The organism is Nocardia sp. SYP-A9097 (assembly GCF_009649815.1).
GTDB lineage: Bacteria > Actinomycetota > Actinomycetes > Mycobacteriales > Mycobacteriaceae > Nocardia.
On record NZ_WJIC01000048.1, the window covers coordinates 1 to 25,344 of the forward strand.

Annotated in this window: 18 protein-coding genes and 1 pseudogene; 10 read left to right on the forward strand and 9 right to left on the reverse strand. The window is 63.5% G+C overall.

The genetic code is table 11. The features are described from left to right. On the reverse strand, window positions 1-1,153 hold a 1,153-nt coding region (locus GFY24_RS38870), incomplete at its 3' end, for an ISKra4 family transposase (protein ID WP_153810130.1). A gap of 84 nt (window positions 1,154-1,237) precedes the next feature. Next, a complete protein-coding gene (locus tag GFY24_RS43240; protein ID WP_153810131.1) occupies window positions 1,238-1,735 on the reverse strand; it encodes a hypothetical protein in 498 nt (165 codons plus the stop codon). Window positions 1,736-2,218: 483 nt separating this feature from the next. Here GFY24_RS43240 and GFY24_RS38880 point away from each other — a divergent pair, with 483 nt between their 5' ends. From GFY24_RS38880 to GFY24_RS38895, 4 genes are all read left to right on the forward strand, one after another. Continuing rightward, window positions 2,219-4,606, forward strand: coding sequence for a transcriptional regulator (locus GFY24_RS38880; RefSeq protein WP_153810132.1), 2,388 nt, complete (start codon window positions 2,219-2,221; stop codon window positions 4,604-4,606). Between the two features lie 412 nt (window positions 4,607-5,018). Beyond that, entirely contained in the window at window positions 5,019-6,233 is a 1,215-nt protein-coding gene (locus GFY24_RS38885) for a hypothetical protein (protein WP_153810133.1), read from the forward strand. 917 nt (window positions 6,234-7,150) lie between these two features. Further along, the gene (locus GFY24_RS38890) at window positions 7,151-7,696 is read left to right on the forward strand and encodes a site-specific integrase (protein WP_309231881.1); all 546 of its coding nucleotides are present in this window, start codon (window positions 7,151-7,153) and stop codon (window positions 7,694-7,696) included. Continuing rightward, complete coding sequence (locus tag GFY24_RS38895; protein ID WP_309231879.1) at window positions 7,693-10,161, forward strand: site-specific integrase; 2,469 nt, start codon at window positions 7,693-7,695, stop codon at window positions 10,159-10,161. Before GFY24_RS38890 ends, GFY24_RS38895 begins: the two co-directional genes overlap by 4 nt. A 23-nt stretch (window positions 10,162-10,184) precedes the next feature. Here GFY24_RS38895 and GFY24_RS38900 read toward each other — a convergent pair whose 3' ends face one another. Then, a complete protein-coding gene (locus tag GFY24_RS38900; RefSeq protein ID WP_228567096.1) occupies window positions 10,185-11,483 on the reverse strand; it encodes an IS256 family transposase in 1,299 nt (432 codons plus the stop codon). A gap of 332 nt (window positions 11,484-11,815) precedes the next feature. Here GFY24_RS38900 and GFY24_RS38905 point away from each other — a divergent pair, with 332 nt between their 5' ends. Then, the gene (locus tag GFY24_RS38905) at window positions 11,816-12,034 is read left to right on the forward strand and encodes a hypothetical protein (protein WP_153810134.1); all 219 of its coding nucleotides are present in this window, start codon (window positions 11,816-11,818) and stop codon (window positions 12,032-12,034) included. 149 nt (window positions 12,035-12,183) lie between these two features. Here GFY24_RS38905 and GFY24_RS38910 read toward each other — a convergent pair whose 3' ends face one another. Continuing rightward, window positions 12,184-13,425: an ATP-binding protein gene (locus GFY24_RS38910; RefSeq protein ID WP_309231880.1), complete on the reverse strand. Its 1,242-nt coding sequence runs from the start codon at window positions 13,423-13,425 to the stop codon at window positions 12,184-12,186. Between the two features lie 631 nt (window positions 13,426-14,056). Between GFY24_RS38910 and GFY24_RS38915 the strand changes: the two are divergent. Further along, window positions 14,057-14,605, forward strand: a pseudogene (locus tag GFY24_RS38915) (transposase); the annotation flags it as partial. A 382-nt stretch (window positions 14,606-14,987) separates the two neighbouring features. After that, window positions 14,988-15,245: a hypothetical protein gene (locus tag GFY24_RS38920; protein ID WP_153810136.1), complete on the forward strand. Its 258-nt coding sequence runs from the start codon at window positions 14,988-14,990 to the stop codon at window positions 15,243-15,245. Between the two features lie 87 nt (window positions 15,246-15,332). Here the strand turns inward: GFY24_RS38920 and GFY24_RS38925 are convergent, their stop codons facing one another. The 4 genes from GFY24_RS38925 to GFY24_RS38940 form a co-directional block, all read right to left on the reverse strand. Continuing rightward, complete coding sequence (locus GFY24_RS38925; protein ID WP_153810137.1) at window positions 15,333-16,322, reverse strand: hypothetical protein; 990 nt, start codon at window positions 16,320-16,322, stop codon at window positions 15,333-15,335. Between the two features lie 316 nt (window positions 16,323-16,638). Beyond that, on the reverse strand, window positions 16,639-17,688 hold the full coding sequence (locus tag GFY24_RS38930; protein ID WP_153810138.1) for a hypothetical protein: 1,050 nt from the start codon (window positions 17,686-17,688) through the stop codon (window positions 16,639-16,641). Beyond that, the gene (locus GFY24_RS38935; RefSeq protein WP_153810139.1) at window positions 17,685-18,893 is read right to left on the reverse strand and encodes a sensor histidine kinase; all 1,209 of its coding nucleotides are present in this window, start codon (window positions 18,891-18,893) and stop codon (window positions 17,685-17,687) included. Before GFY24_RS38935 ends, GFY24_RS38930 begins: the two co-directional genes overlap by 4 nt. Further along, a complete protein-coding gene (locus GFY24_RS38940) occupies window positions 18,863-19,510 on the reverse strand; it encodes a response regulator transcription factor (protein ID WP_153810140.1) in 648 nt (215 codons plus the stop codon). The genes GFY24_RS38935 and GFY24_RS38940 overlap by 31 nt, the downstream gene beginning before the upstream one ends. Window positions 19,511-19,861: 351 nt before the next feature. Between GFY24_RS38940 and GFY24_RS38945 the strand changes: the two genes are divergently transcribed. The 3 genes from GFY24_RS38945 to GFY24_RS38955 all read left to right on the forward strand — a co-directional run bounded on the left by GFY24_RS38945 (window position 19,862) and on the right by GFY24_RS38955 (window position 23,264). Then, entirely contained in the window at window positions 19,862-20,596 is a 735-nt protein-coding gene (locus GFY24_RS38945; protein WP_194853195.1) for a DUF4145 domain-containing protein, read from the forward strand. Between the two features lie 284 nt (window positions 20,597-20,880). Beyond that, window positions 20,881-21,585 carry a hypothetical protein gene (locus GFY24_RS38950; protein WP_153810142.1) on the forward strand — a complete coding sequence of 235 codons (705 nt, stop codon included), beginning with the start codon at window positions 20,881-20,883 and terminating at the stop codon, window positions 21,583-21,585. A 411-nt stretch (window positions 21,586-21,996) separates the two neighbouring features. Then, a protein-coding gene (locus GFY24_RS38955) for an IS3 family transposase (RefSeq protein WP_153810143.1) occupies window positions 21,997-23,264 on the forward strand; the annotation gives its coding sequence in 2 pieces (ribosomal slippage) (window positions 21,997-22,270 and window positions 22,270-23,264; 1,269 coding nt in all). Between the two features lie 383 nt (window positions 23,265-23,647). Here the strand turns inward: GFY24_RS38955 and GFY24_RS38960 are convergent. Continuing rightward, window positions 23,648-25,141 (reverse strand): pentapeptide repeat-containing protein, encoded by a 1,494-nt coding sequence (locus GFY24_RS38960; RefSeq protein ID WP_194853196.1) that lies wholly within the window; start codon window positions 25,139-25,141, stop codon window positions 23,648-23,650. Window positions 25,142-25,344: the final 203 nt, after the last annotated feature.

The following is a 25,344-nucleotide window of genomic DNA, read 5'->3' on the forward strand; positions in this document are numbered from 1 at the left end:
GGCCGCTCAGAACTTGCAGGGCCTGGGTGGCGACCCAGTCCTCGACGGCAGGGTCGCCGGGAGTGTGGAAGCACCAGCCGGCCCGCCAGAGATATTCCAGGACGTGCACCAGGTCCAGCAGAATGTGAACGCGCGTCCGGTGTCGGGCGGCCTCGCCACGGATCAACTCGATCTGGCGGTAGTCGCCGTCGACCACGGCGATCCAGGTCCGCTGATGGGTGGGATCACGGGCCTCGGCCTGGGCGAACGCCGCGGCGACAACCTCGGCGGGACTCTTGTCGATCGAAGCGGTCAGCCAGGTGCTCACCGCGTGCGGACCGCAGCGCGGCGGACGGTCACCGCCGCGCGGTCCGCCGGGAACGACGATCACGTCGTGCGGTCGTCGGGGTGCGGGATCGGCGTCGTAAACCGCGGCGAGAGTGGCCATGCGCTTGCGGTGAGGCTTCTCGCCTGAGGCCAGACGGGTCCGGAACACCCCGGTCGCGCCCTCGGCCGCCTTGCGGGTGGCCTCGCGCAACGCTTCGGGCCGCATCACGATGCCCTTCCCATCGATCGAGACCACCAGCAGTGTGTCCGCGGCGGCCGGTTGCGGAACTCTCGCCGCGTAGAAGGCGTCGATGTCGACCGCGGCGGCAGCGACGAGCCCTTCGAGTTGCCGTTTGCCAGCGACCGGACCGCACCATCGCGTGATCGCCGATCGTGTTGTGTCGTAGGACGATCGGACCGCTTCGAGGACTGCTGGGCGGCGCAGGCCGTGGCTGTGACGCCCCGCCGGCAGCGACAACACCGAGTCAGCGGGATAGATATTGCGTTCACCGGGCGCGCGCAGGGCGGCCCGGCGCACTGTCACCGGTCCGACGAGAGTCGCCAGCTGGCGAGTATGACTGTGCTCGACCCGATTTCGTCCGAAAACCGACCCACGCGCCAGCCGGTGACGGTCCAGTTCCGTTTCCTCGCGCATCGCGCGCAGATCGAGATGGTCCTGCAGCAGCTGCCGCAGTAGATCCCGGCCTCGCTCGTGGACGAGGTCCTCGAGTTGGTGGTGTGGCATGGTCGCGGTCGCCCGACCGGCGAGGTCGGCGACCATGGTCTCGAATTGCTTTCTCGACTCGTCAAAGGGGTCAGCAATGGCGCCCGTATCGTAACGTGTCACCGGGCTCTTCTTCCGCGAGGTTTCTGTTGAGTGGCATCTTCGAAACTACGGGGAGGAGCCCGTCAATAACGCTATGCACCAACCTCATTCGATGATCGTGAACAGGCCCGGCGTCTGCTCGTTCAACCAGCCCCGCGCCACCAGGCGCTTGAGTTTCGAGCGCAGCCCTTCGACTTTCGCCGGTGCGATCTCGAGCCCGAGCGCCGCGGCGATATGCCCGGCCCGCAACGGCCGCCCGGCATCGGCGAGCACCTCCACAACATCCTGATAGTCCTCCGGCAGCACCGATACCTCCATCCCCGGCCCGCGCTGCGGCACCAGCACCACCCCGATCGGCGACCCACTCCCGAACTCCGGCCCCGGCGAAACGCCGCCGGCCCCGCCCGACTCGACACGCTCATCGAGATCGCCTGTCGCACCGAGAATCTCGATCATCGTCTCCCGCGTGACCTGCAAACGCGACACCAGCCGCTCCTCGAGCGCCAACTGCTCGCCCAGCTCCGCGATCCGCTCACGCAACCCCTGCGCCCGCTCCCGGGCATCGGCCTCCCGCCGCCCGAGTTCCTCCAACCACGAGCCCATCGCCGCCTCCGAACCCCCGCTCCGACCATAGGCCGAACCCCGACCACCGCAACAGCCCCAACCCTGTAACCACAGCTCAGAGGCTCACTGCAGAAGAGCTACTCCCAACTGCATCTGGACAGGACATCAGCGCCTATGTCTGTTTCGCGCGGAGGTTGCGGACAGTGACCGACTGACCTACGGCCTGCAAAGGTCAGCTGGACAGTTCGAACTGCCTGGGTGTTTGGGCCTACCTTGCGGATTTGGGGGCTCGGCGTGCAGATCGCGAGACCACGCTGGTCCGTTCGGCTATCCGTTGCGGGTCGGCGCCGCTCTACCCCCGTCGACACCAGTTGGCCCGTCGCGACGGGGGGTTCCCGGCGAGGCTGTAAGCGGCTACCGTGATGATATGTGCAGGTCAGCCGTTTTCCTCCGGTGTTCCGGTCAGGATCTTGACCGGAACTGATCCCGATCCGGTGGGATTTGCGAAGCGGGTGCCGCGAAATGAACTCGTCGATTGATCCAGGGCAGACCCCAGGTGCGGCCCGGAAGAGGTTTGCGCAGGCGCTGACGGCGTTGTACGTGGCAGCGAACAGCCCCACGCTCGACACGCTGACCCGGCACGGCGAGGCACAAAACCCTAAGGTCGACCTGAAAGACGCCACTGTGAGCAATTGGCTCACCGGCGAATCAGTCCCAAGGAAATCGAAGGCTCTCAGATGCCTCGTCGAATATCTGCTGAACTCGCCACCAACGAAAAGCAGCGCAGTCGGCACAAAAGACTCGGGCTATTGGGAGTGCCTGCGTCAAGCGGCCGCGAAAGAGAAGCCGTCGTCTCAACCTAGAGCTGGCGGACTCGGCAGCACGAGACCCGATGTCGTGCAACAGATGCACGAAGGCCAGCGACCAGAGGCAGGACATGTTGCTCTGGGACAGCTGATAGGTGACCTGAGTGATCCGTTCGCGTTGGAAGTGCACAGGGCGATCGACGCCGGAGCGACCGCGACCGGGCTTCCGCTGCTGCCGCCCTACATTCGCCGCCACCACGACGAACTGCTACGGAAGACTGTCGAATGCGCCGCCGATGGTCAAAGCGGGATCGCGGTGCTGGTGGGGGGATCGTCGACCGGCAAAACGCGGGCATGCTTGGAAGCTATCCATTCCCTTCCCGCCCCGTGGCGGCTTTGGCATCCGCTGGCTCCTTCCCCAGGGCAGGCACTCACGGAGGGACTCGTCGGCGGCCGTCTCAGCACCTGCACGGTGCTGTGGCTCAACGAGATCCAGCTCTACCTCGATGCCCTAGCAGGAGAGCAAGCGGCGGCGGGAGTGCGGGAGCTGCTTAACGACCCGACACGGTCACCCGTGCTGATCCTGGGCACCCTGTGGCCCGAGTCCCACGACAAGCTGACCCGCAGACCGGCAGCTGGCGACCCGGATCTCCACGCTCAGGCCCGTGCACTGCTGGAATCCAACTCCATCCGGGTCCCGGACGCCTTCGACGACGACGCACTCATCGACCTGCGAGGCGCAGCCGCCGAGGATCCCCGCCTCGCGCTCGCACAGGAGGAGGCCGGGGATCAGATCACCCAGTTCCTCGCCGGCGCACCCGCGCTACTGGAGCGTTACAGACTCGCGCCGCCCGCCGCCAAGGCTCTCGTCGATGCCGCCTCCGACGCCAGACGCCTGGGCCACGGTCGGGAATTGCCGCTGCCGCTCCTGGCCGACGCTGTCAAGGGGTATATGACCGAAACGCAATGGAACGCCCTCCGAAAGGGTTGGGCAAAAAAGGCTTTCGACTATCTGAGGCAGGAATGCCGCGGCGTCCCCGGCCCGTTGACGCCGATCCGGAAAGACCCCGACCGGCCCGCAGCGCCGAAAGCGTACTTGCTCGCCGACTACCTCGAACAGGAGCTGCGCAGATCACGCTGCCTGATCGCTCCACCCGCCTCGTTCTGGCAAGCCACCCACCGGCACGCCCGCACCCCTGAAGACCACTATCGTCTCGGTCGGGCAGCCGCTTGTCGGGGGCGATGGTCTATCGCGGCCACCCACTATCGGAAGGCCGCTGATGCCGGAGACAAGATCGCCCTTATGGAGCTGGCCGATATGCGAAGTCGGGTCGGTGACAACATCGTCGCCACGGACCTGCACATGGAGGCCGGCTTCCCTATGAACTTCTCGTTGCTGAACGAAATGGTGGAACGACGGAACTTCGACGGAACTCCCAGCAGCGAAGCGGAGATTTTGATCCGCATAGAAGGCCGCGACATCCCCTTGGTCGGTCAGAGCACGATATTCAAGTTCCCTGGTTCGGGTTCTCTCGAAGTGCGCGAGCCCCTTGTACTCGAAAGGGTCGACGAGTTGGAGCGAGAGGCGGCCGCAGGAGACGCCGCCGCACTTGCTGACCTGGTTCTGTTGCGGGAGCAGGCCGGGAACCCAGAAGAGGCCGAACGACTGGCGCGAGAGGCCGCCAAGAACGGGAACCCCGTCGCACTCGTGGAACTCGCACGGCGGCGGGAGCAGTCCGGACACGGTGGCGCCGATGCGCTGTACAAGGGCGCCGCCGCCGCCGGATCCGCCATCGCTTTGGTCGCACTTTCCAGAAGACGGGCGCAGAGCGGGGACTTACCAGAGGCCGAACGACTGGCGCGAGAGGCCGCCGAGAACGGGAACATCTCTGCGATGTCGTCACTGGCCCGAGTACTGGAGCAGGCCGGGGACCGCCCAGGTGCCGTCCGGTTGCTTCACTGCGCAGCCGATGGCGGAGACATCAATGCGACAGCGGAGTTGTCCCGGTTGTGGCCCGGCGCCGAGGGGCTGACGCCGCGTTTTGGGTTGGATGCGGTCGGGGCCCCCGCCGCACCCTGGAAAGCAGTCGAACCCACCACATAGCCAAGGCAGCGATCACGTGCTGTCAGAGTCGTCCGCCGTGCCGTAGAACACCGCGTCCGGAATCGGTGTTGCTGGCTGACCCCAGCCGCGCCTCACCGCCGCAGACCTGGCCCTGCTAGAACGTCGTGTCCGCCACCTCGAGAGCTTCTTCAACGCAGTCGCGATCGCCGAGCGTCGCCAGGGTTTTGCCTCAAGTGATTGGCGCGTTCCACGTCCGGATCGGATCCGGATCGGAAATCCGGAAATAACGTCTGACCTGCGCATTCAATCACCCAAAAGGCTCCCGAATCCGCCGGAAGCCCGCCGGTCATGGACAACTGGTGTTGACGGGTCGACCCGACTCCGCCTGCATCAGGCGGGTGGCAACTGGTGTCGCCGGGCCCTCGATCCGTCCCCAACTCGAGAGGAATCCATGTCGAACAACGACAAGCGGCTCCGGCTGGTCCAGCAGCGACCGAACGCCGCCGAACTCCGCCACAGCTACACACAGCGCTTCCCTGCGTGGATGCAGCCGGCGATCACTATCCTGACCGGCAAGGCAGCCGTAGGGGAGTCACTGCCACCGTGGGTCGCCAGTCCCCGACGCAAGTCGATCCAGGTCATTATTCAGTGGCTGCTCGCCACCGCTGTCGGCCTGTGGCTGCTGAGCACTCACCCGTTGACCGGAGTTCTCGCGCTCCCACTGCTGTGGCTCGTCCAGGTGAACGCGTTGCGCAATTTCCAGGTCGTCGTCGCTCATCACGCGGTCCACAACGAGCTACTGGCCAAGAAAAAGCACAACTACCGTTTGCAGGTGCTCGTTAGCACGCTGTCATTAACCCAGCACTTTGAGGAGTACTTCGAGACCCACGTGCGTGGCCATCACAACGGGAAACGGTTCACAACCGAGAACGACCCGGACTCGATCTTCCTCGTGAAGCTCGGATTCCGTCCCGGTGAGTCCCTTGCGACCCTGCGTCGCCGTATGCGGCTGGCGGTGGTGTCGCCGCGATTCCATGCGGTGTTCTTCGCAGCCAGGTTGCGCACCAATTTTGTGACCGCACCGTGGCATCGCAAGCTCGTTGCCGCCGCCTATGTCGGCCTGTTGGCCGTGCCTGCTCTGCTGGTGCCGTGGTGGGTGTTCATGCTGGCCGTGCTCATGCCGCTGGTGCCGCTGTATCACGTCGCCGCGTTTCTGCAGCTGTTGTCCGAACACGCGTGGACGATCACCTCACAGTCTCCGACACGCAGCGAGTACGCCGAGCGGACCTGGGGGAGGTTCTTCCTCGAACCGCTACCGGAGCCCGACAGGGCTGGTTTCGCTCGGATCACTGGGTGGACGCATTGGGCGCTCAGGGTGGCACTTATTCATCTGCCGTCGCGGTTCGCCGTGGTTATCGGCGACATGGTGGGACACGATCTGCACCACCTGCATCCCGCCTACCATGACTGGACCACCACACTGTGGACCCGTCAGGAACGCATCGACACGGGCAACGACCCGCGTGGTATGAGTAAGCGCGAATTCACCAGCCTTGCAGAGGTTTTGATCCACGTCCTACGCAGAATCGCCGATACTCAAGTACCGACCCCTGCTGCCGGTGTCAGGCTCGATGACGACGGGCATGACCTGACCGACGCCGCCTGACCATCACACCGTGAGCCCGTCTCGACCGATCGTGACGGGCTCACCACCCAACGCCGCAGGATCCGCAGGCAACGCGCACCGAGGTCGTGTCGGCCGGGGCGGCGATCTGATGGGGTTGGCGTATCGCCAGATCGGAGCACGCATCGGCAGGGAGTTCCCAAATGGCACCGCCCACGCATCGGTCAACGCCAACCGCCGCTCACCGCAACCAGCGTCGACGTAGACGATCTCGAACTCACCGCCCGCTGGCGACATAGGCGCGTCCCCGCGCACCGGAATCAAGCTCGGCGCGAGCAGGCAGTCTGCCCGCCGGAACCGGCCTACGTCTCAGAACCCGCAACCTACGTCCGAACTCCGCAACAACCCCCGCAACCTATACCCGAACAGGAAAGCCTACACCCCTCCCCGAACGCTCCACGAACCCATCAAATTTCAAACCTCTTGCGATGCAATGGGTAGCCCGTCGCTTGCGTGGCCGAACGGACGCCCGAATGGTCCAAGAATCGACCGCAACTGGCGACGGTTGAATACGCGACCTCACCAGTCCCACGAGCCTAGTACAGCGCGCGACCTGGAGATATGTGGCCCGCGCAGCTGCTCGACTCGGTGGATTATCTGCGATAGTGGCGTAACCGCCGGATCCCGCACGGTTACGCCTTCTGATCGCAATTTCATCGAATGCAAGACTCCGATCGGTCGGCACTCGATACACCCTAATACCAAAAATGTGCTGGTCGGAGGCGTTGTCGCGACGGTTGCGAGGTGGCCTGCAGCCTATCAACGACACGCGCATCCATGGTCGCCAATCCACTTGATGATCAGTCGATTTCGTGCCGTGATTACGTTCAATGAAATATTCTTTCGTTTGATGGTCGAATCGCGATCGGGCGCTGGTGGCCTTCTGGGTCTCGACCGGGGTGCGTGCCTCGGAACTGCTGGGAGTTCGGAAGTGCGATATCGACCCCGGCCAGCAGCTGATCACCGTGGTGCGCAAGGGCTCCCGAGTGAGCCAGCAGGTTCCGGCGTCGACTGATGCTTTTGTCTGGCTGAGGTTGTATCAGGAGGAAATGCACGGCCAGATTCCGCCAGGCCGGATCGAGCCAGTGTGGTGGACGCTTCGGCGGCCGCGGCGGCCGTTGAACTATCACGCGGCACACCGAATGTTCGAGCGCGCCAACGCCATTCTCGGAGCGGACTGGACCCTGCACGACCTGCGCCACAGCGCAGCCGCGAGAATGGCCCGCGACCCGCAACTGACCTTGAGCGACGTACAGCTCATCTTGGGGCATGCGCACCTGTCCACCACCGAGATCTACCTGACCCCTGACAACAACGAGGTGATCGCCGAAGTCTTGGCTCATCACGCCCGCACCGCCGAACAACGCGACAAACCGATACCCCCACCTCCTGCACCTGGTTACGACCCGCAGACATTGAGCGTGCTGTTCGGGAGGACGATGTGACCTCCGTCGTCAAACACAGCACACGCAAGCCTCTGTCCGGCATCGCAGCAGTCGCTGGCGAGCAGCGCCAGCGGAATGCTCAGCTGCGCAACGAATTTCCACCACGGCCTGCCGAGGCGTGGTGGCCGCACACCGCGGCGACAGCTGACCAAGTGCGGGAACGGCTGGGCTCTCCACCGTTCGTGGGCGGATTCAAGCGAACTCGGGATGGCCGGCGGCGCGGTGTCGCCAAGATCCTGTCCTGGTTGTCGACGTTCCCCGGTGAGACCTGGCAAGCGCGGTGGTTGGCGAGCGGAGCCGAGAGGCATCGCGGACCGGATTGGGTGAAGCTGCCGGTGGCGTGGCTGGCGGAGAACCAGGGCAGGACCGGGCCCGGCGGTCCAGTCGATTTGCAGTCCGGGCTTTTGATGTTGACCTGCGGCGACGTGTTGCGTCCCGGCATGGCGTGGATGCTGACGCGGTCCCATCGGTATCTGATTGCCGTCATGGCAGAAGTCAGGGATCGACACGGGTTCGCTCGACTTGCCGAGTTGGCAGCCGGCGAGCAGGACAGCTCGTATGCGGACTCGAAGGTTGCCGCGTCGCGCATCGCGATCATCTTGGCCTGCAAGGGCGGCACCATCGCCGACATCGCAGTCGGAGACTGCGTGGAGCTCGTCGAAACGATGCGCCAGGTCCATACCCGCGGCGGCCAGAAGAAGGTCGACTTCTACCTCCGGCTCCGCGCGCTCGGAATCTTCCCTGACAACGCGCCTCACAGCATCCGCGCCTTCGGCCTGGCAGGCGGGCGGCTCACGATCGAACAACTCGTCGACCGCTACCGCATCCAGTCCGAACCTGTCCGGAACTTGTTGATCGACTACCTCCGTGAACGGCAGCCCTCACTCGACTTCACCAGTCTCGATGCCGCATCGAGAACACTCGCCGGGCTGTTCTGGGCTCGCATCGAAACCCTCGCTCCAGGCATCGACACGCTTCGGATCCCGCCTCAGGTCCTGCGCACTTGGAAAGGCGAACTCGCCACCGTCGAACGCACCAGGATCAGCACGAACGGTGAACGGGTCAAAGTGCCGACGCCGCGGCTGAACTACAAGGACGAACTGCTGCGGGTTCGAGCGCTCTATCTCGACATCGCGCACTGGGCCGTCGAGGACCCAGCTCGCTGGGGGCCGTGGGTTGCGCCCTGCCCGATCACCGATGCCGAAATTCAGAAGGCCAAAGAACGCAAGCACCGCAAGGCTCGGATGGACCAGCGCACCCGCGAACGGCTGCCCGTCCTGCCTGTCCTCGTCGCCACCGTCAACGACCGGCGTCTGGCTGCGGCCGGGCTCCTGGCCGCAGCACACGCGGCAGAACCCGGGGCGATCATCGACGGCACGGCCGGGGAGCTGCGAAAAGCTGTTGTTCCCAACATGATCGGGCGATTCGTTTGGGCCGAGGAGGTCACGACCGGCAAACGGCGCAACCTGTCCTACGAAGAAGAGGAAGCGTTCTGGGCGTTCGCCACCATCGAGGTCCTGCGGCTGACCGGCATCCGCTGCGAGGAACTGCTCGAGCTGTCCCACCACAGCATCACCGAATACCGGCTACCCGACACCGGCGAGCTAGTGCCGCTGCTGCAGATCGCGCCGTCCAAGACCGACACCGAGCGCCTGCTACTGGTCAGCCCGGAGCTGGCCGACATTCTCAGCACCATCGTTCAGCGTTTGCGCAATTCGGACGGCTCCATTCCGCTGATCGTCTCCTACGACATCAGAGAGCGAATCTGGAACCCGCCCATGCCAGTGCTGTTCCAGCGCGGAATCGGTAACGAACGCCGGGCTTATACCCCGACCGCGATCCGCAAGCTGCTCATCAACGCCCTCGCCGCAACCCGGCTCACCGACCCAAACGGCGACCCACTGATATTCAGCCCCCACGACTTTCGGAGGATATTCGTCACCGACGCGATCATGAACGGCCTGCCGCCGCACATTGCCCAACTCATCTGCGGGCACAAAAGCATCGATACGACCATGGGTTACAAGGCCGTCTACCCTGCGGAAACCATTGAGGCGCACCGCGCTTTCATCGCGCGACGCCGGTTGGTTCGGCCCGGCGAGGAATACCGCACTCCGACCGATGAAGAGTGGGATTCATTCCTGTCCCACTTCGAGAAGCGCAAGGTGTCTGTCGGGACTTGCGCGAGAGCATTTTCCACGCCGTGCATTCATGAACACGCATGTGTCCGGTGTTCGCTCCTGAGACCGGACCCGTCCCAACGTGCCAGGCTCCAGGAGATCCACGACAACCTCGAAGCCCGCATTATCGAGGCGAAACGCGAAGGCTGGCTCGGCGAAGTTGAGGGCCTACAGGTCAGCTACAGCGGCGTAAAGGGCAAGCTCACTCAGATCGATGCCACGCTCCGACGAACGGCGACAGGAACCGACCTCGGCATCCCAACGTTCGGGGGTCTGTCCAGATAACGGTGTAGCTCGGGTTGATTGAGTTATTTCCGTCCGGCGGTGAGTCGGCCCTCGAAGGTGATGTCGAAGGCGTTCAACGCCGCTTTCCAGCGGGTAATCCAGCGTTTCTGGCCGGTGCCGGTGGGATCGAGGGCCATGACAGCCAGGTAGACGCATTTCAGGGCAGCCTGCTCGTTGGGAAAATGCCCGCGCGCGCGGACCGCGCGGCGGATGCGGGCGTTGACCGACTCGATCGCGTTCGTCGAGCAGACGACGCGGCGGATCTCGGTGTCGAAGGCCAGGAACGGCACGAACTCCGCCCACGCGTTCTCCCAAAGCCGAATGATGGCAGGGTATTTCATGCCCCATTCCTCGCTGAACTCGTAGAACCGTTCCAGCGCAGCGGCTTCGGTCGCAGCGGTATAGACCGGTTTGAGTGCGGCGGCGATAGCGGCCCAGTGCTGGCGACCGGCGTAGGAGAACGAAGCCCGCAGCAGGTGCACGATGCAGGTCTGCACCACCGCGGCCGGCCAGACCTGCCCGATCGCCTCAGGCAAGCCCTTCAGCCCGTCACAGACCAGCATGCAGACGTCTTCGACGCCGCGGTTGCGCAGCTCGGTGAGGATCTGCAGCCAGAATTTCGCGCCCTCACCGCCGTCACCGGCCCACAACCCGAGAATCTCGCGACCACCCTCGACGGTCACCGCCAACGCCACATAGATCGGCCGGTTGGCGACCTTGCCGTCGCGGATTTTCACGTGGATCGCATCGAGGAAAATCACCGGATAGACCGGGTCCAGGGGCCGGTTCTGCCATTCGATCATCCCGTCCATCACCTTGTCGGTGATGGTGGAGATGGTCTGTTTGGAGACCTCGGCGCCGTAAACCTCGCGCAGGTGCGCCGAGATCTCGCCGTGGGTGAGCCCTTTTGCTGACAACGACAGCACCATGTTCTCCACGCCATTCAACCGGCGCTGGCGCTTGCGCACGATCTGCGGTTCGAAACTGGCATCCCGATCACGCGGCACGTCGATCTCGACCGGCCCAACGTCGGTAACCACCGTCTTGGATCGGGTTCCGTTGCGGGAGTTGGGTGTTCCCCGTCCGGCCGGGTCGCTGTGGTCGTAACCGAGGTGGTCGGTGATCTCCCCGTCGAGGGCGGACTCGACCACCAGTTTCGTCAGCTGCGCCAGCAGACCGCCTTCTCCGGTCAGCTGCAGCCCGCTGGCGCGGGCCTGGGCGACCAGCTCGCCAACCAGTTCGCTGTCCAGTGCCGTCTTCGTCTGCTTACGCTTGCCCACCGCAGCAGTATCGGCCACATCGACCGTTGTTGTATCAGACATCAAGTGCCACTCCTTGATTCGGAGTTACACCGTTGTTTGTACAGTCCCGGTCACTTCGAAGCGACGAACTCGCCCCTCGGGGATGAGGACCCCTGCGCTGTCGCGCGTCGAGTAGCAACCGCACTGACCTCTTATCTCCCCCACTTCATAAGATCGGTGCCCCAGGCCAGTTTGGTATCGCCAAGCCCAGTTGATCTTTCACTGCATTGTGCTGTCCGAGCTGCGCAGCGCGGTATGCGGCATTACCGCGCACTTGAGTCGGCTGAAGTCAGCGTGGGACGGGTGCGATACGTAACGTCGTACGCTGATGTGCGGATGTTTGGGAGCCGCTGTTGAGCAACCAATTTGGACCGTCGCCGGATATGTCGGCTGGACAGACATGGGCGCTGCGGTTGTTGACCGCACGAGCGAACGACGACAGCGAGGCGGCCGAGAAGCTGTTCGCCGAGGCGGCGTCGGCGGACTTCGACCATCTGATTGAACGCCTGATGTCGCTTCTGTCGCTGGTCGGCATGCAGCTAGGTGGCTGCATGGGCACAGCCGGGCAATGATGCCGTGGCCCCGATTGAAGAGCAGCCTGACTGAGAAGTTCCTCGTCCTCGCCGGGCGCTCTTGTCGGTCATGAGGTGATCGCAACCGCTGGTGACGGAGTCGATCCGAATCGGTTCGGTGACGTTGGCAGGCAAGGGTTTCGGCGGAGCTAACCGCCGTCGTCGGCGGGCTCGGTGAAGTAGGTTTCCCATGCGTGGTGGGCGTCCAAGCTGCGGAGCAGCGGGGCGACGAGGGCCTTGACCACCGTGCGGGGCTCGGCTGTGAGGTCGAGCAGCGTGGCCTCGGTGGCCCGCTGGTAGGAGTCGGCGGTGTAGACCGCACCATCGTGCCCGAAACGCCGGGCACAGAGGGTAAACGAACGAGTACCGCGCAGGCCGGTCACGACCAGCCCGATGCGCCAGGTGCCACTGAACCCGAACGTCTGGGAGACCAGAGCGGCTAGCCGCATCATCAGAAGAGTGTGCCCGAGGATCAAGGTCTCGAACACCACCTCGACGTCGGGCGTCGTCGGGTTTACGTGGGGGAACGTCTGGATTTCGACGGCGCGCTCGGAGGCCAGGAGCAAAGATCCGTTCTCATGGAACGCGATTTCGGCGGCGCGATTCGTGCCGGCCTCGAAACGGGCGCCATCGTGCATGCCGGTGGTGATGGCCACAGCATTGGCACGGCGGCCGAAACTGCCGGCCTCGGCCAGAGTCGGCGCGTATTCTCGGTGCTCGGACAGTGCGGCTTGCTGTACGAGGGACAGAACGGTGCTCTGCCAGCTACCCGATTCGGTAAGCGGAACGAGCAGATCGTCAGGGGCACCGATCGGCTCGGCGAGGATCACTAGAATCGAGGTGTTCCCGCGCGGGCCGAGTTCCTCGATGGCACGGTGGGTTTCGGCGAGGATGTCGGTGCGCCCAGCCAGTCGACGTTCGTGCAGCCTCAGCACCTCCTCTTGGGACAGGACGCGGTTCTCCTTGTCACCGCGTCCGTAGTAGCGGCCTTCGACCATGTGCGGGGCCCGCGGGGACTGCAGGATTCGGACGACGAGGTAACCCTGCCCCGGTTTGCCAGCGGCTGGAATGCGGGTGGTGCTGATGCGCACCGGCTCGTGGACGACAGTGGCGGCGATGCTCTCGATACGTTCGGGCAAGCCGGCCAGCTCGACGGGCCACAGGCTCAGCGTCGCGCCGTCCGCGCCTTCATCGACTCCGATGACGATGGTGCCGCCGTCGAGCGCGAAGGAGGCGATGTCAGCCGCGATCTTCCTGTTGGCCGACTTGCCTGGATCGACCGTGCGCTTGAGATCGAGGTAGTGCGTTTCCTCGAGCAGGCCATGGTCGAGGGCGGCACGCAGGTCTTCCTCGGTGCGGGGATCCCACAACGGACCGGTAGTCGTCGTCACGGGCGAACAGCGTAGCCGTGGACACCGACACAACCACAGCGGATTTCACCGGACCGGCGGACCAGGACCATGCACCTCTGCACGGGCCTCACCTGCGGTTCGGGATTGCGGGCGGGTCAGCGCGCGGCGAACTCCTCCGCACCCAACGGTGGAACTCCACGACACAGAAATGGACCCACGCGCGCGTCACAATTCGGGGAGGCGGTTCGCACTCGTATCGCCTTTGCTGGCCGCACGCATTAAGGCTGACAGGGGCGGTGTTGCCGCACGTGCCTCCCGTGGGGTGAGGGAGATCAACCTCAACTGACTTGCGACGAACGATGCAACACAAATGCTGAATCGAGTGGTTGGGCTCGGATGTTGAAACCAGATCTTTGTAGCCTCCACTGCCGCTGCTGGCCCGAGAGATGCGAGGCCATCGGCGGCAGCTCTTGACACCGTTCGGTCTGAGCTGCCCAGTTGTAGTACCAACGGCTTAATACCTTCATGACCGAACTTCGCGAGCGAATCTAGCCTCGGCCAATCATGGTAATGGCGCCTGACCTGCGGTGAGAATGGCGAAAGGTGCTCCGACCTGCGATAATTCGACTTGCGAAGGAAGAATTGATCGAGGTTTTGGAGCACCTTTCTGGTGAGCAAGTCTATCTCTCCGTATCCGCGGCTGGTCATCGACGGTAACGGTGCGGGTGTGGTGTCGCACGCGGGTACGACGCTGCTGCTACGCACTGCCGAGAAAACCGGGTTGACCAGGGATTTATCGGAACAGTTGGAGCCGTGGCGTAAACCCCTAGCGATCCACGACCCCGGCAAGATCGTGCTGGATTTAGCGGTCTGTCTCGCGATCGGTGGTGACTGCGCCGCGGATCTGGCGCTGTTGCGGGCCGAGCCCGGAGTGTTCGGGAGGGTGGCCTCGGATCCGACGGTGTCGCGCACGATCACCGCACTGGCCGCCGACGCACCGAAAGTGTTGGCCGCCATCGCTTCCGCACGCGCGCAAGCGCGGGCACGGGCGTGGATGCTGGCCGGACCCAACGCCCCCGATCACGGCATCAGCGCCACCGATCCGTTGATCATCGATCTCGACGCGACCCTGACCGACGCGCACTCGGAGAAACAACACGCGGCACCAACATTCAAGCGTGGCTTCGGTTTCCACTCGCTGTGGTCGTTCATCGACCACAGCGCCGCTGCTGTCGATCGAGCAACCCCTGAGTCCGACTTCTATCGGCTATGAGCCGCTGATTTCGTCCCGTCAGCCAGTTGGCCGCAAACGTTAGTCCGCCGCCGGTGACGGTTCCTACAAGGCCGAAGATCGCTGGTGTGAGATCAGATGCCATGTGCGGAGAGTAGTCGATCCGACTGCATGGACTCCGCGCGATCACACCACCTCCGCCCTGTCGCCGGAACAGGTGCTCGGTAATCGGCAGTTCAGTACGTTCGCAGGCGGGCACCGCGGCGGTCCCGAACCGAGCGGTCAGCGGCAATGTAGTGCGTTTGCGCCGTCCGGCTCGGCGTTAAGGGATGAGTGCGTCGACGACTGCGCGGATCCGGGTGCCCCTGTCGTGTGGCAGGGCCTGGGGTCCGACGAGATGCTGAGCATCCCCATCGGAATGGATCCGCACAAACGCTCGGACACCGTCGAACTCATCGACACCGCCGGTCGGGTTCTGGCCATCGGCCGATACGGCATGACACGACCGGCTACGCGGAAATGCGCGCTGCTGCAGAACGATTCACCGACCATGCTGGGCGGCCGAGGCTGCGACGGCATCAGCTATCATATAGGCACCGCCTGGTCCACAATTGCGATAACCGCCTGAGCCCGCAGGCCGTAGCGGATGTTCTTTAGCCGCGGTCGGTCGCACCGCTAGCTGGGCACGCCAGCGATCGGCACGCATGATTTCGCATCAGTTGCGCCTAGAACCGATGACTGCCAGCACGAAGTACACCAGTACGCTCAACGCGGGAGCAACCCACCACGATGCTACGGAGTAGTCGAGGTGCATCTTCAACCGCTGAGCATTAGTGCCGGTTTCGGCATTGAATACGTCCCAATGATCCTTTTTTAGGAACCAATACACGCCAAAGGCGAATCCTGGAAGCAGCCATGCACTGTTTCGTACCCCGTAGCGGACATCTACCAAATACAGCAAGAAGATACCGACAATCAATGAAGCGGCCGTAGATTGGTACGATCCTCGTGGCACGCCCTGCACGTGGTAGTCGAAGAGCTGATAGATCCACAGAGCGGTGAATCCCCATAAAGCGGCCGCGTAGAGCACGCGACGGCCGGCAGCCTTCAATGCTGAGATATACGGCGCCCGCCGACGGGCTTGCTGCTGCCTTTGCGCTGCGGCTACCCGTTGGCGATGCTTGTCACGCTCCTGCTCGCCACGTATGGGATCGAGCAGATCCGACAGGGCTCGGCGCAGCCCATCTCCTTTCGCTGCAACACAGATCTTTCGGTTATACTCGTATTCTTCACGGTCGGGCGATATACGCTCGTAGTCGCCGTCATTGCGCCAATCTAGAGCCGTCAATTGCTCATCTCCCAACGGAGTCAACGGCTCGTGGGTCCCCGTTACTGGGTCGTCAGGTATGAACTTGTTATTGCTAACCCGGTATGGCGCTGCCAGCAGCTTGCCATCAGCGCTCAGGAAGTAGACATATCCCGCTTCCCAGGAACCGAAAAGTGTCTCTGCGCCTATGTGGCTGATCGTTTTCGCGCCTTCTTCGACCAGCGAGCCGAGTTCCCACACCCTGATCGCCCCATCGGGCGACCTCGACGACGGGATGTCGAGCGTGGGAACGCTCCCCGAGATTCGTGAGGACACTTCTTGAGCAAACCGCCGAAGTCCGACAGCGTCGAGAATTGATGCCTCGTAGGTATTCGCCACGATGTACTGTCCTTTGTGCTCTATTTTTCCCAGAACCCGCCGTGGGTAGAGCAGATCTTGCCGGTGTTGTTGCAGGACTTGCAGTTCAAGCGGTTTCCGAAATCACTCGTATAGCCTTTGCCACCGCAGATCCCACAGGTGCTGAGATGTTGAAAACATTTAGGGCAGTTCATGATTGCTCCCCTGTCACTTCTTGATGAAACAAGCGTATCCCGCGAGTGTGCTCTCAACGGTAGGGTTCGCCCACCACGGTCGGTAGTACTCGTTTCTTGACGGCAAAAGGGGTGTCACGGTTCGCTGTGGTAACGACTGCGGGTCATGGCTCCGTGGTGAACGGCGACGCGATCACGGCTGCTTGATGATCGAACTCGAGGCGTCGGGCTCCTGTGGCGGGGTCATCGACGACGATCGTTGCCAGCAGGTGGCGATGCGGCGGCAGGACACGAACGGCCACTGTGCCCGCGCTGGCGCCTTCCAGGACGTCGGTGACCGCCGCGAGAAGGCATCCACGGATGTCGGCGGCGGCCGCGTCGAGCCCGTGGTCGTCTACGAGGATGACCTCGACCCCTCGTATGCGGGCGGCGCGGGCAGCCTCGATGACCCCACCGCCACACAGTGCCGGAGCCCGTACCGAGTCACGCAATCGCGCCTCCAGCAGTCGGCACTGCACCTCGAAGGTGGTGTCGAGCCGGTCGGGTCCAGCAATCCGATCGAGCACTGGTCGAACCAGCCGGTCCAGATTGTGCAGCTGCCGCACCCGTTCTTCGGATCCGGCGGCAGCCGATGCCCGCTGCGCGGCACGACGTTCCGATTCCTGGTGCAGGTCAGAGATCTCGCGCACTGCAGGTCGGATGGTACGGGCGAAGAACGTCGCCATCAGCAGCGGGCCCGCATTGCCTACCGCGAGCGCGATCCCGGGCGCGGCACCGTGGCCGACCCACAGCGACCAAGTCACCGCCGTGCTCAGCATGGCCACCATGCCGGTCCACGCCGCGGCGGTCCGGCCGCGCACGCACAGATAGACCGCCGTCACCGCCCCCGCACCCAGCGGCCACAGCTGAGCGGGCGCGATATCGGCGGGGAGCACCAACAGCACCATCGCCGCCGTCGCCGGGATAGCGACGGTGGCGCTCACTGTCACCGGGATCGGCAACGGATCACCGGCAACCCGCATCAGCGCCACACACACTCCGGCATGTGTGATCAGAGCCAGCGCAATCACCCAGTGCTGGTGCACATCTCGCCACGACGACGCAGCGAGCAGGGCGAGTGATCCGAGATAGACGACGACCACCACCCACGCCGCGCGCCTGTTCATCCCCAGCAACGCCCGGATGTCGAACTCCTGTGCCGTTGGCCCGGTCACGAATCATCCTGCCAACGCATAGAGATTCTCGTGCCGGCACCCGGAGACGAGGACACCTCGACACCGCCGCCGGACAGTTGCCGGACACGGCCGACGACGCTGACGGCGATACCCAACCGATGCGGAGCAACTTTGCTCGTGTCGAATCCGACGCCGTCGTCGACAACCTCCACGTCGAGACGGCCCACGCCGACAACGACAGTCACACTCCGCGACGCGTGCGCACCCGCGTGCTGGATGCTGTTGCGCACAGCTTCCGAGACCGCAGCACCGAAGACACGCACCGGTTCGGCGGGAAAAATCACATCGTCGACCCCGGTAGCGTGGACATCCACCGCAACCCGAGCATCGACCGCCGCCACTGCGCTCCGCAGATGAGCACCGACTTCCCGGCCGTCACAGAAGTCCATCTCGGGCTGTTGCAGTTCGGCCAGCTTGGACAAGGTCATCCGAGCCTGCCGACGAACCTCGTCGCGGTCGATACGTCGGCCGACTGCCAGCAGCGAGGCCATCACCCAGTCGTGCAGCAGCCCGTTATACCGAGCGCGTTGCACGTGACGAGCTTGTTCCGCTGCCGCCGCCGCGGCCGCCGCGTAGGCGCTCGCCCGGGTTCGATCCCGCAACTGCCCGGTACGGATCGCCATCACCGCCGCCGCCGAGAACATCACGCAGAAGCTCAGTGCGAACAGCAGATTCGGCACGAACGACCCCGGGTAATCCGGCGCACAGCAGCGCTGATTGATCAATTGAACGGGCACAACGGCGGCAATCACCACTGCAAAAGCCCACTGTGGACGCCACGCAATCGCCGCGGCGATCCCGGCCAGACCGGGGATAGCCGAGATCCAGGTATACGTCGCGAGCACGGTCCCGTTCCACGCGAGCGGCCACGCCATCACCGCGACGACGTAGCCCACGGCGGTGATCGTCGCCAGGCGTCGAACCATCCGATCCCGACCTCGAAACGTCAAGCCCCCCAGCATGATCGGCGGGACAAAGACCAGCAGCACCGACCCGAACATCCACCACGCCGCAGTGGCTGTGGACTGCTCGACCATCCTCGGTGCCAGCAGCGCCAAATAGACGACGTAGCCGACCGCGACAAGTCTGGCGAGCAACCTGACGATCCGCGAGTAAGCGCTGTCGCCCTCGAATTCCGCCCCCACCACGGCGGCTATTTCCGCCGTCTCGGTATCGGCAACCACCCGTCCTCCAGCGCCCGTTTGAACAGCTCGATCTTGGTACGCGCCGGTCTGCCGGCCTCGGCGTACTTCTGACGGATCCTGCCGAGGTAGGCGGTGACCGTGTCCTCTGACAGATGCGTCAGTTCGGCTACCCGGGCAGCGGACTCGCCTGACGCATACAACCCGAGCACCTGTCGCTGACGTGGACTCAGTCCGACCGCGTAGGAAAACTCGTCGTCGGAATCGATGGCCGCCGCCCAATCCATGGTCGGCACCAACCGACCGTGTGCGGCGTCCACGATCGCCCCGGCTACTACATCGTCACTTTCCGATTTCCGAATCACCCCCAGCACGCCGGATTTCGCTGCCATGCGAACGAGGAAGGGCTCGTCACCGGAGGTCAGTACCAACGTATCGATCCCGACCACGCGGAGGCGCTCGATATTGTTTTTCGGCAAGGACCCATCCGCCAACCGCAGGTCCAGCACCACGAGGTCGAGATTGTCTGCGGCGCCTAGCAGTTCAGCCACAGTGGCAGCCGCCGCGACGATCTCGACGTCAGACAGCTCACCGAGGATTTGGCGCAATCCTGCGATGGCGACCGGGTGATCCTCTACAACACCAATCCGTTTGCGCATGCCTTCCCGCCGTCAACTTCCGCCGTGGGATCCTCACACCGCCTCCGGTGCGCCAATCCGGCTCGATCGCCCTCCATCATTATCGGTCACCAGCACCACGCCCGAAGCCCTGTCGAGTCGGAACCCTAACCCCAACTAACCTCGATCAACTTCCCATGAACCGTGAGGGTTACGTGCGCTCGATCCCGGCACAGCCCGACGCGATGAGCCGCTGAGTACAGCCATCACGGCTGAAACCGGCTCGCCCACAACCGCAACCACGCCCGATGGAAACCCACTGTGCCCTGCAGCGATATCCGGCGATGATCGATCGTACTGAACGATGCAGGGCCGTCGTGAATGCTATGCACCATGCAGAACAACATTCGCAAGCTGGCCAACCCGTTCCGCGAGGGTGACTGGCCACACTTGGGCTGCCCGGTGTGCGGGGAAGGCGGCCTCGCGGTGGATCAGTTCGATTGGGAGCACCAGACCGGCCAGAAGGACCACGACGACAACCCGGTCGACCTCGCCGGCAGTTTCGTGCTTAGGCTCGTGTGCGGTCGAGCGCTGTGTGCGTCGTGGGTCCTGCTTACCGGAAAATACGACGACACCGAATACTGGCACGACGACTCAACCAACTTCCTGCATGTATGGCCAGTACTGAAGGTGCGCACGATCTTTCCGCCGATCCCGGTGCTGGAGCTGACCGAGGACGTGCCCGAATCCGTCCGCGTCGCCGTCGACCGGGCGTCCGCGCTGGTCTGGCTCGATCCCCTCGCTTTCGTGGCTGCGCTGCGATCGGCGGTCGAGCGCCTCATGGACGAACACGGCATCCCTACGCACTCCTCGGACGGAAACCGCAACTCCCTTCACAAACGGCTGCTGGCCTTCACCCCGTTGCACCCGGAAGCCGGAACGCTGCTGCTGGCAGCCAAGTGGGTCGGCAATACCAGCGCGCACGAGAACACCGAGCTAACCGCCGCAGCTGCACTGGATATCGCCGAAATGGTCGAAGTCGCGCTCGGGGTCCTTTATGCGAAGGACAACTCAGCCCTGCTCGCACGCGCGAACCGGATCAACACCGCCAAGGAGCTCGTGCCCTAGATTCGGTTCCCGGTCGACTGACTCCTCGGCGAAGGTCTGGCGGCAGCACTGACACCTGCGAATAGCATCACGGCGCGCTACCAGAGCTGAGATGACTTGGGTTCACGCGGTCGTCGCAACACTGTCGCCTCAGGCGGTCATCGCAACACCTCATCTGGGACCACAGACAGAAGAGGATGTTCGCTGCGGAACGATGTTCTTCGCCTAGCCAGCTGAATTGAGAGCACACTCTGCATGGATTGCCGTCGCAACGATGTCTGTGTCAGTCAGTAGGCTGCGCGCCTATGAGCGCGATCTCAGATTTCATGACACAAGGCACATTTTGGTGGGGGATGGGACTCGGAACCTGTCTTGGTGCAGGAGTCACCGCAGTCGGCAACTACTTCAACAACAAGATCAGCGACGAGCGGAAGGTGGCGAACGACCTCGATGCCGCCACGCGGACTGAGGGCCGCGAGGATCGGAAGGAATCTGAAGAGCGCCTACGGAAAGTATGCACGGAGTACATCGCCCAGTGTGAGGCAGTGATCACCGGCGCGATCGATGTCAAAGGGCTCTTCAACGTCCTCCGCGATGCTGCTCAAGACCCCAGCAAGTTCGATCCGAAGTCGCTTGAGAAGATCACGCTCGCCGAAACCCAGATGGAAGAGCTGAAGAAGGTTGGAAGCGCTTACATCCCCGTAAAGATGGAGGCACCTGCACCTATCTTGAGTGCAGCCACCCGCCTCTATCAGTCACTTCAGGCACTGACTCGGGCAACGACGAACCCCTTCGCAACAGCCGCAGCGCTCAAGGCCGCCGCAGAAGAGCAAGATGCCTTCATCGAACTCTTCCGTGCGCACCTCAACCTCGGTGCCTACACGAAGGATGACGCGCAGCGTGACACTGAGAGCTACTTGGACCTTCTCAAGCGTCAAACCGATGACTACATCGCAGAGGCAAAGCGAGACATGCACGCAGCAGGGTTCAGAAGCCCGTGGGACGACTGATGCGGCCAGATGCCGCCTGGCGTCAGCGGCCTGAAACGACCAGTAGACAGCTTTGCCCATCTCGCGCTGGCCGGTTCGGTGAGCGCGCGGCATGCGGCTAGTAAGAGACTGGTGTCAGGATCGGATCCCGGCGGAGATTGATCCTGAGATCAGGCCCGATCAGAGAAGCCGTTGTCGAGCCTGACACTATTGCCGCAGTGAGATGAACAACGCGATGATCGCCACTTCCACCACCATCGTTGTGAGAGAAGTGGAGGCCGCAGCGGCGATGACGTCCTGAAATCTTGCGTGCCCCACCATCTGAACGATCGCTGCAACTAATCCGCAGACGAGCGCGACAGCGGCTGCCAGGCACACTGAATCGCCCCGGGTTTGGTGCTCACCTTCTTTCTTGGGAAGGATGGGCAGATCATGCCTGCGAAGTACGACGAAGCGACCAAGGCCAAGGCGATCCGGCTGGTCGCGGACCACCGTGAGGACTACGACAGCGAGTGGGCTGCGATCACCGCGGTCTCGGCCCGGCTGGGAATGACCGCCGAGACCCTGCGCAAATGGATCCGCCAAGCCGCGGTCGACACCGGGCAGATCGAGGGCGTGTCGACCGATGCCGCGCGGGCGATCCGGGAGCGGGACCGCAAGATCGCCGAGCTGGAACAGACCATCGAAATCCTCAAGGCCGCAACGAGTTTCTTCGCGCGGGAGAGCGACCCGCGACACCGGTAATCTGCGCGTTCATCGCCGAGCATCGGGCTCGGTTCGGGGTCGCTCCGATCTGCCGTGCGCTGACCGCGCACGGGTGCAAGATCGCCCCGAGAACCTTCCACGCCTGGGCCAAACGAGCCCCGTCGAAACGCTCGTTGTGGGACACCACGGTCACCGAGATCCTCGCCGGGATCTTCGAGGCCGGCGCCGACGGCCGGCGAGCACCGGAATCGTTGTACGGGGCGGAGAAGATGTGGGCGCACCTGCAGCGGCAACGAATTCCGGTCGCCAGATGCACCATCGAGCGGCTGATGCGCGACAACGGGTGGAAAGGTGTGGTGCGGCGCAAGAAGATCCGCACCACGCAGCCGGACCCGGCCGCTTCGCGCGCACCGGACCTGGTCGATCGGCAGTTCCGGGTCCCGGCGCCGAACATGCTGCTCGTTGCCGATTTCACCTACGTCAGATTGGTGATGGGCACGTTCGTCTACATCGCGTTCGTGGTCGACGCCTATGCCGGGCGGATTCTGGGCTGGGAATGCTCGACGAGCAAGGCGGCCGCGTTCGTGAACTCCGCGATCCGGCAAGCCGCCGCTCTGCGTCGACGGGAGGGACATCCGTTGTCGGGCAACACAATTCATCACAGCGATGCCGGGTCGCAATATGCGTCACTACGGCTCGGGGAGACACTGCTGCTCTCGGGCATGGTCCCGTCGATCGGCTCGGTCGGTGATGCTTACGACAATGCGTTGGCGGAGACCACAATTGGGCTCTACAAGACCGAAGCGATCCGTGACGACTCACCGTTCCGGCGAGGCCCACTGCACCGGTTGGCCGACGTCGAACTCGTCACCGCGGACTGGGTGAGCTGGTTCAACGGCTCTCGCCTCATGCACCGGCTCGGCCGCACACCACCGTTCGAGTACGAAGCTGACTACTATTCAGTCCACGCCGAGCAACCGGCTGGGAACAGATAAACCGGTGTGCATCGAACCCGGGGCGATTCAATTTCCGCATACCGCGCTGACCGAACCGGCCACCTACAGAGTCAAGGCGTCCAGCCTTTTTCATGGAACCGCGGACAGCAGTCCGCCGTCCAAACTTGTGTGGAGTTCGATGAGGATGAGCGTCAGGCGCTTCTCGATGAGGGTGTCGATCCAGATGATCCGCAGGTGCAAGACGCACTTCTCTTGGGTGTTACCGCGGGCTCGAACTGATTCGGCCAGAGTTTGCGCCGCTCAGTGGCTTTTCGCGGCGACTACAGCAAATCACGACAGGTGTCGTGCACGTGAATGTGGATTGAGTTCTGGGATGAAAGATCGGCAGCTGCTTGGGTGTGACCGGCACACACCGTGCCAGCTCATCGAGCTGACCGAATTGGCTGAGGTGGCCAAGCCTGCGGTTCGACATTGACTGGCTTCTGACCGATGTCCTGGTCCCAGTCGAACATCGGGGCGGGCGGCCCCCACAGCAGTGGCTGGGCAAACGAGATGGCCTTGGCGCCAAAATCCGCTCCCTGGAACTTGGCGCCTTCATAGAACGCCGTGCGAACGAAGCTCCCAGTCTCGGAGAACTTCGCGCGGTCAAACCCCGCGGGGCGGGCGAACGTGGCCGTGCGGAAGTCTGCAGGGCCACTGAACGTGGCGGAGCCGAAGTTCGTAGAACCGGAAAACGTCGCGTTGCGGAAGTCCGCAGTGCCTGAGAATCGCGCTTCGCCGAATCCCGCAATCTTCGAGATCGTCACGCGCCCAAAGTTAACGTCGCCGTCGAACGTCACGCCGGAGAACGTCGCGTTGCCGGAGAACGTCGCACCGTCAAAGTTGGCAGTGCCCGAGAACTTCGCGGAATTGAACCGACCAGCGCCGGAGAATGTCACGGCAAAGAACCTCGCGTCGCCGGAGAACGTCGAGTTGTCGAAGTTCGCGGTGCCGTAGAACGTCGCCTTACCGAAGTTCGTCGGGCCGACAAACGTTGCGTTGCCGAACTTCGCCGTGCGGAAGAAGTTCGCGCCGTCGAAACCTGCGTTGCCGGAGAATGTCGCTCCGTCGAACCGGGTGGAGCCCGAGAACCTCGCGCCGTCGAAACCTGCGTTGCCAGGGAATGTCGCTCCGTCAAACCGGGTAGTGCCCGAGAACGTCGTTTCGCTGAAGTCAGCTTCTTCCAGGTAGGCGGCACGGAAGTCGAATGCGTTTATAGACCAGCTGTATTCGGCTTCAAAGCGCAAGTGGTCGGTGATGACGCGGATGATGGTAGCGCGGACTTCGCGATCGTTGTGGCGGTACTCAAGATGGCGTTCCTGGTCATCGGCGCTGGTGCCGTCAGCTGTCGCACGGTGCTGTTTTATTACGAGCTTGCTTTGGTGATTGCGGCCGAGTTCGGGCAGGTAGGGCAGGCGGAGGTAGCCACACAGGACGTCGATGCACTGTTGGCGTCGTAGCCCGCTGGATTCGTCGGCGACGCCGGCCATCGCGTACACCCCTGCGATACGGACTGCGACATCAGTCGCGCCAAGCTGGCCGGCTGCTGCACCGAAACGCTCCACAAACCGGCCCTGCTCAAGATCACGCTGGCGACGGTAGGCGACTACCAGAGCGACGACACCACCGACGCCGGCGACCACGGTCAGCGACAACTTGGTGATATCGAGGGGTGCCGCGACCGCACCGCTGGTGGCGATGAACCGTCGCAGCACCCATTGAGCGGTCACCGCAAGCGCGACCCCGAAGACAAGAGCCACGGCGATCGACCAGAACAACCCATTCGACGCTGCACGCCGCAAAGAAGTCTTGGCAATCCTGAACGACCTACGGCCCGATTGGGTGATCGCGCCCGCCTGCCGTTTCTGCCCTGCCACCGTTCTATTCTGGCGAAGAAGTCGCCCGCACATCGGGGTTCCCGGCAAGCCGTGGATTCTATTCAACCTGGCCGTCTTCAGCCCTGAGCGCAGGTCATTGTGCGGCTGTCGGCCACCGGATCCCTTGTCCGCGTCACCACTAGCGAGCTTCGCCAGAACTGATCTCCAGCTACACCCGCAGAGAACCAATGCAGAACTAGCGC

Bases quoted from the DNA above. Each gene is read 5' to 3' on its own strand.
- GFY24_RS38950 (WP_153810142.1), top strand. From the start codon at position 20,881: ATGAGCGCGATCTCAGATTTCATGACACAAGGCACATTTTGGTGGGGG.
- GFY24_RS38940 (WP_153810140.1), bottom strand. From the start codon at position 19,510: ATGCGCAAACGGATTGGTGTTGTAGAGGATCACCCGGTCGCCATCGCA.
- GFY24_RS38945 (WP_194853195.1), top strand. From the start codon at position 19,862: ATGCAGAACAACATTCGCAAGCTGGCCAACCCGTTCCGCGAGGGTGAC.
- GFY24_RS38885 (WP_153810133.1), top strand. From the start codon at position 5,019: ATGTCGAACAACGACAAGCGGCTCCGGCTGGTCCAGCAGCGACCGAAC.
- GFY24_RS38900 (WP_228567096.1), bottom strand. From the start codon at position 11,483: ATGTCTGATACAACAACGGTCGATGTGGCCGATACTGCTGCGGTGGGC.
- GFY24_RS43240 (WP_153810131.1), bottom strand. From the start codon at position 1,735: ATGGGCTCGTGGTTGGAGGAACTCGGGCGGCGGGAGGCCGATGCCCGG.
- GFY24_RS38880 (WP_153810132.1), top strand. From the start codon at position 2,219: ATGAACTCGTCGATTGATCCAGGGCAGACCCCAGGTGCGGCCCGGAAG.